The following is a 14,318-nucleotide window of genomic DNA, read 5'->3' as shown; positions in this document are numbered from 1 at the left end:
ACCTGCGCGCCGTTTCCCGGTTAGCTCCCGGACAGATCAGGGAGCGTGACGATGGACAAGGATCGGATTTTCGGAACGGCGAAGGAGTTCGCGGGCAAGGCCGAAGGTGCTGTCGGCGACGCGACCGGCGATGCGCAGACCCAGGCCTCGGGCCGCGCGCGCGAAGCCGCGGGCTCGGTGCAGGATCTTTACGGCCAGGCCAAGGACGCCGCGCGCGACGCCGCCGACACCGCGGTCAACTACGCCAAGGATGCCTATGAGCATCGCGGCGAGACCGTTCGCAGCGGACAGAAGGCGATGGCGCATGCGGTGCAGGAGAACCCGCTGGGATCGCTGCTGATCGCCGGCGGCATCGGCTTTGCACTCGCGCTCCTGATGACGCGCCAGCCGCGCCGCCCGCCGCCGTCGCGTTGGCGCTATTACGGTTGATACCATCTCGCCCACCGTCATTGCGAGGAGCTCGCGACAAAATTGCAAAGCAATTTTGCGCTGAAGCGACGAAGCAATCCAGCCGTCCGCGCGTGCGGATCGATGGATTGCTTTGCGGAGCCTGTCATCGGGCGCGCGTTCGCGCGACCCGTTGGCTCGCAATGACGTGGATGTAGCGTCAATTCTATCGGAAGACGCGCGGCCTACTGCCACGGACTCCCCGGCACTGCGGCCCGCTGTCCGACACCGCGCGGCGGGCGCGGCGGCGGAGCGACCAACGGGCGCTGCTGCGGCGCGCCGAACCCGAACAGATCGCGCAGCCAAGGCTGTGTCTGCGGCTGCTGTTGCGGCTGGGCCTGGGTCTGGGCCGGACGGAACACGCGCCTTGGCGGCTTCGGTGCGGTGATGATCGAGCCGTCGGGCGCGATCGCCGTGGTCGAGGGCGGCGGATTGGCCGGTCCGCCCGCCGGCGCGGCGGGCGTGGTCGCGGCAACCGGCACATCGCCCTTGGCTTGCTCGCGGCCCATCTCGCGGCGCGGCCAGACGAAATCATCGGCGCGGCCGGCGGGTGGCGCCAGCGCCTCCCCCTTCACCAGCGTGCGCGCGGCGAGCGCATCGACGGCGGCGGGCCGCGAGCCCGGTCCGCCGAGCAATTGATCGGTGCCGACGGTGGAGGCGACCAGCGGCAGCACCGGGCCCGCCAGCGGCCGCGGCGCGGGCTTGCCGGGCTCCGCGCTGGTATCCGGCGTCGCGGGTTCGCTCGGCAGCGCGATCGGCCCGGAGCGCACCGCGAGCAGGCGCGTCACCTCGCGCTCGACATAATGCGCGAGCTTGCGCGCGCCGGCCTTGGTGAAGAACACGCCGTCATCGGTACGCAGCTTGCGGGGCTGGCCTTCGAAGTCCGGGCCCTTCTGCATGAAGCGGCCGGCCTCGTCGACAAAGCCGTCCCAGACGTCAACATAGGTGATGCCGGCCTTGCCGGCGCCGTCGCGATAGAGCGCGTCGAGGAACAGCATGTCCGACGTGCCCTTCTGGCCGCGGATCGCGGGCAGGCCGACCCACAGCACCGGCACGCCCTTGCTCTTCAGCACGTTGATCAACTCCTCGATCTTCTTGCCGTAGAGCTCGACCCAGCGGTCGTCGCGGAATTCATAGAGGCCGTTCGGCGAACGCGCAGTCTTTTCCGGCGCGGCCTGCGAGTCATTGTCGGCGTCGTCGGCCGGCGGCTCGGCCTCGACCGGCTTGCCATCAGTTTTGGCGGCGGCATCGGGCTTGTCGCCCGGCTTGGCTTCGGGCTTGCCGCGCGCGTCCTTTTTCTCGTCCTTCTTGTCGACCTTCTTCTCCACGACAGATTCTCGGATCGCGGTGCGGTCGTTGAGGCCGAGCATCACGACGATGGCGTCGGGGTTCTCGGTGGCGAGAATGCCCTTCGCGGCCGCGGCCCAATCCGCCGGATCGCCCTTGGGCTGATAGCGGATCAGGCCGGAGACCGTCTTGTGCTTGCGGATCACGCCCATGTCGGGCTGGTCGGAATAGGCATCTTCCAGGCCATAGCCGAGCCAGTCGGCCATGGCGTCGCCGATGACGAGCACGTTGCGCTCGGCGGCCGCCTCGCGCTTGGCCGGTGCCGGAGCGCGCGAGAAATCCTCGCGCGGCCGCTGCGGCTGCGATGATTGCGGTTGCTGCTGCTGGAACGGCGCGAAGAAATCGCCGCCGAACCAGCCGCCACCACCGTGCTGCGGCGGAGCGCGGCGCTGCGGTTGCGGCGGTCCGCCGCCGAAGCCGGGGAAGCCGAAGAATTGCGCCGAGGCGGGCTGGGCGATGCCGATCAACAGCGCAAGCGCCACCGTCAGCGCGACCAGCGGACCGGCTTCGGTGAATATGCGCAAAAAGGACTTTGGCTCTCGCATCGCGTTCGGTCGCAAATGATCTGGAAGTACGCGAGCATACTAGCGGAATCGGGCCGCAAGCGGGCAGCTTTTCCACCATAAATCGGGTGCCGCCGGCCGCCGTCAAGGCAGGCGGCAAATATCGGATTTCACGGTTACTTTCGGGGTGGAGGGCCTAGCCGTCGCGGCGACGGAACCGTGCCCCCTCTCCCGCTTGCGGGAGGGGCAAGAGCCGTAGCCCGGATGGAGCAAAGCGTAATCCGGGACCAGACCAGCCGCACGGCGAGAACCCCGGCTTTCGCTGCGCTGCATCCGGGCTACGGGAGGCGGTCCTCCGGCTTCAGCCCTACCGCGCCCGCAGCCGCTCCAGCACCTCGGCGGTGGCAAAACCGTCGGCCGGTGCCCCGATCGACACCTGGAAGCCGCGCAGCGCCTCGCGGGTCTGGCCGCCGAACTGGCCGTCGGGCGTACCCTTGTAGAAGCCGCGCTGGGCGAGCAGCTGCTGCAGTTCCAGCCGCTCGGCGCGCGACAGCACCCGCTCCTGCCGCGGCCAGGGCTGCGCGAAGGGCTGGCCGCCGCGCAGGCGGTCGGCGAAATGGCCGATGGCGAGCGCGTAGGCCTCGGCCGGGTTGTACTTCATGATCACCCGGAAATTCTGCAGCATCAGGAAGCCCGGCCCCTCGGCGCCGGCCGGCGCCAGCAGATAGGCCTTGTCGGACGGCCGCGGGAACGGCTGGCCGTTCGGCCGCTTGAGGCCGAGATGCTCCCATTGCGACAGCGGCATGGCCTTGGCGCGGTCGGCCAGCATGTAATTGAGGCCTTGCGGCAGCACGACCTCGTAGCCCCAGCTCGCGCCGGTCTGCCAGCCGTCCTTCTTCAGATTGTTGGCGGTCGAGGCGATCAGGTCGCTCGGATTGTCGACGACGTCGCGGCGGCCGTCGCCGTCGCCATCGACGGCATAGCGCTTGAACGCGGTCGGCATGAACTGGGTCGGGCCGAAGGCGCCGGCCCAGGAGCCGCGCATCTGCTCGGGCCTGAGGTCGCCGCGGTTGAGGATTTCCAGCGCCGACAGGAACTCGTCCTTGAAATAGGCCTGACGGCGGCCGATGCAGGCGAGCGTCGCGGTCGACTGCACCACGTTGCGATCGCCCATCTGGGTCGAGTAGTTCGACTCGATGCCCCAGATCGCCGCAATGATGTAGCGGTCGACGCCATAGGCCTTCTCGGTGGCATCGAACTGCGGCTTGTATTTCGCAAGGATCTCGCGCCCCTTGGCGAGCCTGGTGTCGCTGACCAGGATGTCGAGATAATCCCAGATCGCCTTGGTGAACTCCGGCTGCGAATCCATCAGATCCATGATGCGCAGATCGGGCGTCAGGCCGGCGGTGAAGCGCTCGAAATTCTCTTGGGTGATGTTGCGCCGTGCGGCATCTGGCCACATCGCTGCGACGCAGTTCGGGAAGTCCGACGCGGCCTGGCGGATCGCCGCTGCGGTCATCAGCGGATGGCCGGAGGCGCCGTCTTCACCGCTCCACGGCGGTGCCGCGCCGTCCTGTCCGGTTGCGGCCTGCGGCGGCGTCGCGTTCGGTCCGGAAAAGATGCTGTCGATCAGGTTGGTCAGGCCGTTGCCCGCCGACTGGGCTTGCGTGCTGCCGGGCAGCAGCAGGGCCAGCGCGATCAGGCTCGCGCCGAAAAGCTTGGTCCTTGATGTTCCCATCGCGCGCATTTGTCGTGTGCCTGTCAAAATCGTGCTGTTCCAGAAGGCCCCGGCACGGTTTCCAATAACTTAACAAGGGCGAGATTTTGTTGCGGCCCGCATTTGGCTGACGGGAACGGCGGAATTAAGCCGCACCACACATCCGCCTTTGTTGGCGGCTGCAAAACGGGGTACCAAAGGCATGATTCATTTCGTGCCGCCGTCCCACCCATTTCAAGGCTTCCGATAATCCCATGAAGATCCACAAAGCCGTATTCCCCGTCGCCGGTCTCGGTACCCGCGTGCTGCCCGCCACCAAGGCGATGCCGAAGGAGATGCTGACGATCGTCGACAAGCCCCTGATCCAGTACGTGGTCGACGAGGCCCGGGAAGCCGGCATCGAGCATTTCGTGTTCGTCACCGGCCGCAACAAGGGTGTCATCGAGGATCACTTCGACCGCATGTTCGAGCTCGACACCACGCTGGCGCAGCGCGGCAAGAAGACCGAGCAGGATATCCTGGCGCAGAACCAGCCGGAGGCCGGCGCGATGAGCTTCACCCGGCAGCAGGCGCCGCTCGGGCTCGGCCACGCGGTGTGGTGCGCACGCGATATCATCGGCAACGAGCCGTTCGCGGTGGTGCTGCCGGACGAGTTGGTGCTGAACACGCCGGGCTGCCTCAAGCAGATGATCGACGCCGCGAGCAGGCTTGGTGACAAGTCGAACCTGATCGCGGTCGAGGCGGTGCCCGACGAACTCACCCATCAATACGGCATCTGCAGCGTCGGCAAACGCACCGGCAACATCTTCGAGGTCGACCGCATGGTCGAGAAGCCGCCGCAGGGCACCGCGCCGTCCAACCTGTCGATCACCGGCCGCTACATCCTGCAGCCGGAGATCTTCAACATCCTGGCCACGCAGGAGCGCGGCGCCGGCGGCGAGATCCAGCTCACCGATGCGATGATCGGGCTTGCGAAGACGCAGAAGTTCTACGGCGTCGAGTTCGAGGGCGAGCGCCACGATTGCGGCTCCAAGCCCGGCTTCCTCCGCGCCAACATCGCCTTCGGCCTCAAGCGCCCCGAACTGCGCGACGGCCTGATCGCCGAGATGAAGAAGTACCTGGAGAAGTAGGGGCGCCGCGTCATCTCGTCATTCGCCGCGAGAATGCGGACGTATGATTCACAGACCGCGCAACATATTCGATGTCGTCCTGGCGAAAGCCAGGACCCATTACCCCGACCATCAGTTGTTGAGCGAAGCTGGAGCCACGATCCCGTTCACAATCAAACGCGGTGGTTATGGGTCCCTGGCTTTCGCCAGGACGACGGTTGTGGGGGTGGCGAGACGTGTGCGTCAAACCAGAACTACATCTTCGCCGCAGCGTCTCGGCAATCACGCCACCTTCCTTCGCCCCGCGCGCTTCGCCGGCTCCTTGGCGCCGTCCTGCTTCGGCGCGCGCAGGGCGCGGGCGGCGAGGCTGACGACCTCGGAGATCTGCTGGAGCTGCGCGGCGAGCGGAGAGGTCTTGCGCCAGACCATGCCGATGGTGCGCGACGGCTGCGGATGCTTGAAGCGCGAGACCGTGACCGGCGCCGAGCGCGTCTCCACCGTCACCGCCATCTCGGGGATCAGGGTGACGCCGATACCGGCGCCGACCATCTGCACCAGCGTCGACAGCGAACTCGCGTCCAGCACCTCGCGCGGCGGCGAGGATTGCATGTTGCAGAACGACAGCGCCTGGTCGCGGAAGCAGTGGCCCTCCTCGAGCAGCAACAGCCGCATCTCGCGCAGCATCTCGGCGCTCGGCACCGGCGTCTTGGCATCCTCGCCCGGCCGCACCAGCAGGAAGTTTTCCGAGAACAGCGCGACCTCGGTCAGCGACGGTTCCGATACCGGCAGCGCCACGATCGCGGTGTCGAGCCGGCCTTCGGTGACCTCCTTGATCAACTTCGGCGTCAGCGTCTCGCGGACATGGATGTCGAGCTCGGGATGCAGCCGCGCCAGGTTCTCGATCACCTTCGGCAGCAGATATGGTGCAATCGTCGGGATCATGCCGACCCGCAGCCGCCCGGCGAGCTTGTCGCGCGAGGCGCGCGCGAAGTCGCCGAGTTCGTCGACCGAACGCAGGATGTCGCGCACGCGGCGCAGCAGGTCCTCGCCGAAGGTCGTCAGCGTCACCTGCCGCGCATTGCGTTCGATCAGCACGCCGCCGACCGCCTGTTCCATTTCGCGGATCTGCATCGACAGCGCCGGCTGCGACACCGCGCAGGCATCCGCGGCGCGCCCGAAATGGCGGTGGTGGGCCAGAGCATCAAAATACCTGAGTTGCCGGAGTGTGACATTTATCATCAGATAATCTTATCGACGCGATCACTAAAGTCAATTTCCTCTGATGGATTGGGTTGCGTAGAATCGTTCTTGGAAGAGCTCCAGCGCATTCCAGAATCCATCACCTCGGAGAAGAAACATGGACGCAAAAACCGACGAAGGCGCGGGCAAATGCCCATTCACAGGCGGGCCTCGCGGGCACTCGAATCGTGACTGGTGGCCGGAGACGCTCGACGTTCAGGTGCTGCATCGCAACTCCAGCCTGTCCGATCCGATGGGCAAGGGCTTCGACTACGCCAAGGAATTCAAGAGCCTCGATCTCAACGCCGTGATCAAGGACCTCACGGCCCTGATGACGACGTCGCAAGAATGGTGGCCGGCCGACTTCGGCCATTACGGCGGCCTGATGATCCGCATGGCCTGGCATTCGGCGGGCACCTATCGCATCACCGACGGCCGCGGCGGCGCCGGTGCCGGTCAGCAGCGTTTCGCCCCGCTCAACAGCTGGCCGGACAACGCCAACCTCGACAAGGCGCGCCGGCTGCTGTGGCCGATCAAGCAGAAGTACGGCCGCAAGATCTCGTGGGCCGATCTGATGGTCCTCGCCGGCAACGTTGCGCTGGAATCGATGGGCTTCAAGACGTTCGGTTTTGCGGGTGGCCGCGCCGACGTGTGGGAGCCGGAAGAGCTGTACTGGGGTCCGGAAGGCACCTGGCTTGGTGACGAGCGCTACAGCGGCGAGCGCCAGCTCTCCGAGCCACTCGGCGCGGTGCAGATGGGCCTGATCTACGTCAACCCGGAAGGCCCGAACGGCAATCCGGACCCGGTCGCCGCCGCGAAGGACATTCGCGAGACGTTCTTCCGCATGGCGATGAACGACGAGGAGACCGTCGCGCTGATCGCCGGTGGCCACACCTTCGGCAAGACCCACGGTGCGGGCGATCCGTCGTTGATCGGTCCGGAGCCGGAAGGTGGCGCGATCGAGGAACAGGGTCTCGGTTGGAAGAGCAAGTTCGGCACCGGCGTCGGCGCTGACGCGATCACCGGCGGTCCCGAGGTCACCTGGACCCAGACCCCGACCAAGTGGAGCAACCACTTCTTCGAGAACCTGTTCAAGTACGAATGGGAGCTGACGAAGAGCCCGGCGGGTGCGAAGCAGTGGAAGGCAAAGGGCGCGGACGCCGTCATTCCGGACGCGTTCGATCCGTCGAAGAAGCATGTCCCGACGATGCTGACCACCGACCTGTCGCTGCGCTTCGATCCGGCCTATGAGAAGATCTCGCGCCGGTTCTATGAGCATCCGGATCAGTTCGCGGACGCCTTCGCCCGCGCCTGGTTCAAGCTCACGCACCGCGACATGGGTCCGATCCAGCGCTACCTCGGCCCGCTGGTGCCGAAGGAGACGCTGATCTGGCAGGATCCGGTACCGGCGCTCGATCACGCCGTGATCGACGACAAGGATATCGAGGCGCTCAAGGCGAAGATCCTCGCCTCGGGCCTGTCGGTGTCCGAACTGGTGTCGACCGCCTGGGCCTCGGCCTCCACGTTCCGCGGCTCCGACAAGCGCGGCGGTGCCAATGGTGCACGCATCCGACTTGCGCCGCAGAAGGACTGGGATGTCAACGAGCCCGCGCAGCTCAAGGGCGTGCTGGGCAAGCTCGAAGCCATCCAGAAGGAGTTCGGCAAGAAGGTTTCGCTGGCCGATCTGATCGTGCTCGGCGGCGCGGCTGCGATCGAGAAGGCGGCGAAGGACGGCGGCACCAATGTGAAGGTCCCCTTCACGCCGGGCCGCACCGATGCGACGCAGGACCAGACCGACGTCGAGTCGTTCGCTCCGCTCGAGCCGCGGGCTGACGGCTTCCGCAACTATATCGGCGGCAAGCATCAGTTCCTGCAGCCGGAAGAGGCCTTGGTCGACCGTGCACAGCTCCTGCGGCTGACCGGACCGGAACTGACGGTCCTCGTCGGCGGCCTGCGCGTGCTCGGCGCCAATGCCAAGAAGTCGAAGCACGGCGTCTTCACCGGCAAGCCGGGGACGCTCACCAACGACTTCTTCCTCAACCTGCTCGACATGGGCACGGTGTGGAGCGATGCCGGCGAGGGCGTCTATGAGGGCCGCGACCGCAAGACCAAGGCGGTGAAGTGGACCGGCACCCGCGTCGACCTGATCTTCGGCTCACACTCGCAGCTGCGGGCGTTCGCCGAGGTCTACGGCCAGTCCGACTCCAAGGAGCAGTTCGTGAAGGACTTCGTCGCGGCCTGGGCCAAGGTGATGAACGCCGACCGCTTCGACCTCGCGAAGTAAGCGGCGAGCAAACGGCAATCAGGGCAGGGCGGCGCTTCGGCGCCGCCCTGTTTCATTTGGGAGATGATGCGGAAGGATTTTCGCGGTTTGCCGATCCCGTTCAATCATGCAGCTTCATGTCGCGGATCATCTCCTCGAACTCCGCCTGCGTCGGGGTCGCCAGTGAGGCCTGCGGCGCGCTGCTCGTCGCGGTGGATACGTCGCACTGCGAGGCACCGCGCGAAGGTTCAAAGATTGCGGTCAGGCTCGCCCAGCAGACGAGGAGGGCCACGATCCAGTCCAGTACATTGGATGCCGTCATTGCAGCACCAGCATCAGCATTTCCATGCCCTGATGCTGCAGCCGACTCGGGCTTCGCGCAATTCGGAAGCTACGAAACGTAACTTCGGCGTTGCCGAGCGGGTTATCCGTACCGAGCGAGTGCAACACACCGTCATTGCGAGGAGCGTCAGCGACGACGCAGTCCATTTCTCCGCTTGCGGCACGATGGATTGCTTCGCTCCGCTCGCAATGACGGCGGGCGGAGCGCACAAACTAAAATTGTGACGCTGCCGCTACAGCGACGATCCGCTCCGCGCCCGGCGCCCCTCGATCGGATAGGCGGGGTCGTTGAAGCCCGGCGTCGAGGGATGGCCGGTGACGACGAGGCGGTCGATCAGGGCTTCGTCCTCGGCGGTGAAGCGATAGTCGAGCGCGCGGATGTAGTCGTCCCATTGCGCTTCGGTGCGCGGCCCCGCGATCACGGCGCTGACGAACGACGAGTTCAGTACCCAGGACACCGCGAACTGCCCGGCGGTGATGCCTTTGCTCTCGGCGTGGCGCTTGATCTCCTGCGCGAGCTCGAGCGATTCCGGCCGCCACTCGGTCTGCATCATGCGCTTGTCGTTGCGCCCCGCACGCGTGTCCGCGGGTGGCGCCGCGTCGGGCGCGTATTTGCCGGTAAGCACGCCGCGCGCCAGCGGGCTATAGGGCACGATGCCGAGCCCGTAATAGGCGCAGGCCGGGAAATGCTCGACCTCCGGCATCCGGTTCATCGCATTGTAATAGGGCTGGCTCGCGACCGGGCGGTCGATGCCGAGCCGGTCGCAGATGTTGCAGATCTCGGCGACGCGCCAGGCGCGGTAGTTGGAGACGCCGAAATAGCGCACCTTGCCGGCGCGGATCAGGTCGCCCATCGCGCGCACCGTCTCGTCGAGCGGCGTCGTGTGATCTTCCTTGTGCAGATAGTAGACGTCGATGTAGTCGGTGCCGAGCCGCTTCAGGCTCTCGTCGGCGGCCTGGAACACCCAGCGACGCGACAGCCCGCCGTGGTTGGGATCGTCGCCGATCGGATTGGCGAGTTTTGTCGCGAGCACCCAGTTCGACCGGCTGTGGGAGATCGCGCGCCCCACGACCTCCTCGGACTTGCCGGCATTATAGGCGTCGGCGCTGTCGATGAAGTTGATGCCGGCCTCGCGCGCCTTCGCCACGATCCGCGCCGAGGTCGCCTCGTCGGTCGGTCCGCCGAACATCATGGTGCCGAGGCAGATCGGCGAGACCTTCAGGCCGCTACGGCCAAGCTGGCGATATTGCATCGGACTTTCCTTTCCTGCGGTCATTCCGGGGCGATGCGCAGCATCGAGCCCGGAATCTCGAGATTCCGGGTCTGGTCCTTCGGACCATCCCGGAATGACAAAGGATCAGCTGTCGTTCTTCAGGATCTTGAACACGCCGTTGGCCATCGCGATACAGCGCTTGTCGACGGTCACCTCGGCCGTGATGAAGATCAGGCTGCGGGTCGAGCGTACCACGCGCGGCCGCGTCGTCAGGATCTCGCCGATCTTGCCGGCCTCGACGAAATGGGTGTCGAGCTGCACGGTCGCAAGCGTCGGCTTGCCCGAGACGTAGCGTGCGGCCATGCCGCAGGCGCGGTCGGCGAAGGTCATGATCACGCCGCCCTGCACGAGGCCGCGGCGATTGTGGTGCTTGTCTTCGGTGATCAGCGCGAGTTCAAGCGCGCCGTCCTTCAACCGTTCCCACAACGGGCCGATCAGCGTCAGGAATCCCGTGGTTTCGGCGATCTTCCAGCCGTCGGATGTGAGTTTGTCCGCGGCCTTGGCCGTCATGAGGTGGGGTCCGTTGCTTGCTGATGATTGATCGCAGGAGGCATGTGGTCGCAGTCATTTCATCAAACGCTGTTGTGTTGTAGTCAAGGTCAATGGCCCGCACATTTGACGATGCCACCCGGCGGAATATCGCAGAGCTCTGTGCCGCATTCGCACGCTTGGCACCGGCGGACGCCGCGCCGACGCTGAAGCGCGCGGCGGTCGCGATCGCGCTGACCGAAGGCGACGACGGCAGCGGTACGGCGTTCCTGTTGACCCGCCGCAGCGCGCGCCTGCGCGCCCACAGCGCGCAATGGGCGCTGCCGGGCGGGCGCTGCGATGCCGGCGAGACGCAGGCCGAGGCCGCGCTGCGCGAATTGCATGAGGAGCTCGGGCTCGCGCTTGGCCCGAGCGACGTGCTCGGCATGCTCGACGATTATCCGACGCGATCCGGCTATCTGATCACGCCGGTCGTGGTCTGGGCCGGTGCGCATGCGGCGATCACGCCGAACCCGGACGAGGTCGCCTCCGTCCATCGCATCGGCCTCGATGCGATCGAGCTGGATGGCGCGTTCAGCTTCGTCACGATCCCGGAAAGCTCGCGCCGCGTGATCCGCTTCCGCCTCGGTGGCCAGCAGATCCATGCGCCGACCGCCGCGCTGATCTATCAATTTCGCGAGGTGCTGGCCGGCCGCAGCACCCGCGTCGCCGAACTGGAGCAGCCGGTATTCGCATGGAAGTAGGCCGCAACGATGCCGCTATTTGTGATGCCGCTTGCGGGCGTTCATCTTTATTGATTTCCCCTGCGCACCAGGCGAATGCGCCGCGGCCTCGGGTTCCTGAGGCGCCCGCGACACATTCTCGTAACAGGTGAAGCGTGAACGCGTATCCGGAAACGTTCCGCAGTCCGGACGCTCGGCGCGCGCCGATGCGGCGAGCGTCAACGCGCAGGCGGCGACGAGCCAGAGTGCCATTCTCATCGCAATCTCCAGGGCTTTCTCCAAGGCTTTCGTTCGGAGAACACCGCATTGTGGCGAATATTCTGCATTGATCGCGGCATCCGGCCGCTGCGATCCGGACAATTCCGGGCTGACTTCGCGGCCGTGCTTGCTACAACGAGGCCATGCGCCCGCAATTGATTCGCCTGTGCCCTGGATTTTTCGCGCTCGCGCTCGTCGCCGGCGCGCCGTCCGTATTTGCCGGCGAGGCCGGCGCGCTGCCGCCTTCCGTCGCCAATGCGATGGCGCAGGCATCGCCGCAGGCGATCATGGAATATCGCCGCAAGCTGCAGGAATATCAGGAGGCGCGCGCCGCCTTCGAGCAGGACGCCAGCGCCTATTGGAACGCGGTCGCCGAGAAGAGGCGCGGCCGCAACGCCAAGCGGCGCGACCGCGTGCAGATCTCGCTGGACGATTACGTGCTGCAGCAGCCGCCGGTCTATGAGGGTCCGAAGCGGCCGGTCAATCCGGCCCCGGAAGAGGAGGAAGGCAAGCCGCCGCGTCCGCCCAAGACGCTTCCGGTGGCCTCCGATCTGGTTAGGGCGGCGGCCGAGCAATTCCAGTTCACGCCGCAGCGGCCGGCCAGCGAGGTCGAGTTCAAGCGCGCCTATGCGCGTTACGCGCGCGCCGCGGGGCTGACGCCGGAGCAGGCGGTGCGGGTCTATTCGTTCGAGACCGGCGGCACCGGCACTTACGACGTACAGGCGGGCATCGAGCACGGCGGCAAGCGCGCCATCTCCACCGCGATGGGCTACAACCAGCTGCTCACCACCAACACCGTCGAGCTATTGGCCGAGCAGGGCCATGAATTCGTGCGGGATCTGACCGAGCGGGTTGCGAGAACGCAGGGGCCCGCGCGCAAGGCGATGGAGCACAAACTCGCGGTGCTGAAGAAGATGGTCGCGTTCACGCGCACCGTGCCCGACGACTGGTCGGCGCATGCGCGCCTCGCCGATACGCCGCAGGGCTGGGCGTGCCATGCCATGGTGCTCGACATCGATGTCGGCCCGATGCTGCAGACCCACAAGCTGCTGACCTCGGTGATCTTCGCCCGCAACAAGGGCTACAGCCGGCCGCTGACGGCGGCCGAGCTCGAGATGATGAACCTGACCGGCGACGGCACCGGGCTCGACATGGTGACCATGCCGCAGGCGATGCGCGAGCAGGTGCCGACCGCGAATTTCTTCCAGCGCTCCGGCTACGAGCGCAACCCGGTCGCCATCCGCCACAACACGGTGGCCAGGCTGCTTGCCGTCACCAACGAGCGGATGGACTTCAACAGCAACAAGCCGGGCGCGAAGGAATTGGCCACGGCGTTCTGATACCTGCCGAAAGCCGCTAGTGTCCTGAATCAAAAGTTCGGCGGACTCCAAATCGACTCGATGATAGCGGACTCTCCTGATTTGGGGAGGATTGGCGATGGGTCGGCGCTTTGCTCCGCTGGAGCTTGATGAGGTGGAACGTGCTGAGTTGACATCGTTGGCGTCGCGTCGAAGCACTGCTCAGGCGTTGGCGCTGCGGGCTCGGATCGTCCTGGCCTGTGCTGAGGGCGAGCAGAGCAAGGTCGTGGCGGCCCGTTTGGCTGTCGATCCCGACACGGTCGGCAAATGGCGGCGGCGGTTCTCCGAGCATCGGCTTGAAGGTCTTTGGGACGAGCCGCGATCGGGGACGCCACGCACGATTGAGGATGCCCGGATCGAGGCGGTGATCGTTCGCACCCTTGAGACCCAGCCTCCCGGGGCCACCCACTGGAGTTCGCGCAGCATGGCGCGGGCCAGCGGGCTGTCAGTCTCAACAGTACAGCGTATATGGCGCGCTTTCGGCTTGCAGCCGCATCGGTTGGAGACCTTCAAGCTCTCAACCGACCCCGACTTTGTCGCCAAGGTTCGCGACATCGTCGGCCTTTACGTAGCTCCGCCCGAGCGCGCCATCGTACTGTGTGTCGATGAGAAGTCGCAAATCCAGGCGCTGGATCGCAGCCAGCCCATGCTGCCCATGCGACCAGGCCAGCCGGCGCGCCGTAGTCACGACTACAAACGCCATGGCGTCACCTCGCTGTTTGCCGCCCTCGACGTCGCAACCGGCCGGGTCATTGGCAAATGCTATGGACGCCATCGTGCCAAAGAGTTCCGCAAGTTTCTCGATGAGATCGAAGCTGCGGTTCCAGACGATCTGGACGTCCACCTCGTCATGGACAATTACGCAACCCACAAGACGCCGTTGATCCGCAACTGGCTGGCAAAGAGGCCGCGCTGGCACGTCCACCTGACGCCAACCAGTTCATCCTGGCTCAATCAGGTCGAACGCTTCTTTGCACTCATCACCGAGCGTAAGATTAGGCGCGGCATCTATCGCAGTGTGGCGGCGCTACGGGCCGAGATTGCCTCCTTCATCGACCATCACAACGCTGACCCAATGCCGTTCCGATGGACCAAATCAGCTGACGACATTCTCGGCTCAATCGAACGCTTCTGCGCTTACAATCTGCCCGCCAAGGCATAAAATGCCATGAACTTTTGGTTCAGGACACTAGGGCATTTTCGGTTCTGATTGAATCAGAACCGAAGCCCTAGACTCTTCTTGACGCGTT

Annotated in this window: 13 protein-coding genes; 6 read left to right on the top strand and 7 right to left on the bottom strand. The window is 65.7% G+C overall.

Annotated features, from left to right (window positions below; translation table 11 throughout):
- Positions 1-51 precede the first annotated feature (51 nt).
- Positions 52-429 carry a CsbD family protein gene (locus ACVIYL_RS04250; RefSeq protein WP_050387227.1) on the top strand — a complete coding sequence of 126 codons (378 nt, stop codon included), beginning with the start codon at positions 52-54 and terminating at the stop codon, positions 427-429.
- A gap of 203 nt (positions 430-632) precedes the next feature.
- Here the strand turns inward: ACVIYL_RS04250 and ACVIYL_RS04245 are convergent, their stop codons facing one another.
- Positions 633-2,339, bottom strand: a complete 1,707-nt coding sequence (locus ACVIYL_RS04245; RefSeq protein WP_076825226.1) for an SGNH/GDSL hydrolase family protein — start codon at positions 2,337-2,339, stop codon at positions 633-635.
- A gap of 325 nt (positions 2,340-2,664) precedes the next feature.
- Positions 2,665-4,044 carry a lytic murein transglycosylase gene (locus ACVIYL_RS04240; protein ID WP_456777829.1) on the bottom strand — a complete coding sequence of 460 codons (1,380 nt, stop codon included), beginning with the start codon at positions 4,042-4,044 and terminating at the stop codon, positions 2,665-2,667.
- 224 nt (positions 4,045-4,268) lie between these two features.
- Between ACVIYL_RS04240 and galU the strand changes: the two genes are divergently transcribed.
- A complete protein-coding gene (gene galU, locus ACVIYL_RS04235; RefSeq protein WP_456777828.1) occupies positions 4,269-5,144 on the top strand; it encodes a UTP--glucose-1-phosphate uridylyltransferase GalU in 876 nt (291 codons plus the stop codon).
- Positions 5,145-5,405: 261 nt separating this feature from the next.
- On the opposite strand, the gene ACVIYL_RS04230 is transcribed toward galU, so the two are convergent.
- Positions 5,406-6,362 carry a LysR substrate-binding domain-containing protein gene (locus tag ACVIYL_RS04230; RefSeq protein WP_456777827.1) on the bottom strand — a complete coding sequence of 319 codons (957 nt, stop codon included), beginning with the start codon at positions 6,360-6,362 and terminating at the stop codon, positions 5,406-5,408.
- 118 nt (positions 6,363-6,480) lie between these two features.
- On the opposite strand from ACVIYL_RS04230, the gene katG reads away from it, so the two are divergent.
- Positions 6,481-8,646, top strand: coding sequence for a catalase/peroxidase HPI (gene katG / locus ACVIYL_RS04225; protein ID WP_253604641.1), 2,166 nt, complete (start codon positions 6,481-6,483; stop codon positions 8,644-8,646).
- 100 nt (positions 8,647-8,746) lie between these two features.
- Here katG and ACVIYL_RS04220 read toward each other — a convergent pair whose 3' ends face one another.
- The 3 genes from ACVIYL_RS04220 to ACVIYL_RS04210 form a co-directional block, all read right to left on the bottom strand.
- On the bottom strand, positions 8,747-8,947 hold the full coding sequence (locus ACVIYL_RS04220; protein ID WP_057016417.1) for a hypothetical protein: 201 nt from the start codon (positions 8,945-8,947) through the stop codon (positions 8,747-8,749).
- Between the two features lie 253 nt (positions 8,948-9,200).
- The gene (locus tag ACVIYL_RS04215) at positions 9,201-10,220 is read right to left on the bottom strand and encodes an aldo/keto reductase (protein WP_456777826.1); all 1,020 of its coding nucleotides are present in this window, start codon (positions 10,218-10,220) and stop codon (positions 9,201-9,203) included.
- 105 nt (positions 10,221-10,325) lie between these two features.
- Entirely contained in the window at positions 10,326-10,751 is a 426-nt protein-coding gene (locus ACVIYL_RS04210) for a PaaI family thioesterase (protein WP_456777825.1), read from the bottom strand.
- A gap of 92 nt (positions 10,752-10,843) precedes the next feature.
- Here ACVIYL_RS04210 and ACVIYL_RS04205 point away from each other — a divergent pair, with 92 nt between their 5' ends.
- Complete coding sequence (locus tag ACVIYL_RS04205; RefSeq protein ID WP_253604639.1) at positions 10,844-11,473, top strand: NUDIX hydrolase; 630 nt, start codon at positions 10,844-10,846, stop codon at positions 11,471-11,473.
- Between the two features lie 15 nt (positions 11,474-11,488).
- Here ACVIYL_RS04205 and ACVIYL_RS04200 read toward each other — a convergent pair whose 3' ends face one another.
- Positions 11,489-11,734, bottom strand: a complete 246-nt coding sequence (locus ACVIYL_RS04200) for a hypothetical protein (protein ID WP_456777824.1) — start codon at positions 11,732-11,734, stop codon at positions 11,489-11,491.
- Between the two features lie 119 nt (positions 11,735-11,853).
- On the opposite strand from ACVIYL_RS04200, the gene ACVIYL_RS04195 reads away from it, so the two are divergent.
- Both ACVIYL_RS04195 and ACVIYL_RS04190 read left to right on the top strand, forming a co-directional pair.
- The gene (locus ACVIYL_RS04195; protein ID WP_438077367.1) at positions 11,854-13,050 is read left to right on the top strand and encodes a hypothetical protein; all 1,197 of its coding nucleotides are present in this window, start codon (positions 11,854-11,856) and stop codon (positions 13,048-13,050) included.
- 97 nt (positions 13,051-13,147) lie between these two features.
- Positions 13,148-14,230: an IS630 family transposase gene (locus tag ACVIYL_RS04190; RefSeq protein ID WP_253604297.1), complete on the top strand. Its 1,083-nt coding sequence runs from the start codon at positions 13,148-13,150 to the stop codon at positions 14,228-14,230.
- Positions 14,231-14,318 lie beyond the last annotated feature (88 nt).

The sequence above is a fragment of the Bradyrhizobium sp. USDA 3315 genome, from assembly GCF_054056795.1.
This window is presented reverse-complemented; position numbering and strand designations above follow the sequence as displayed.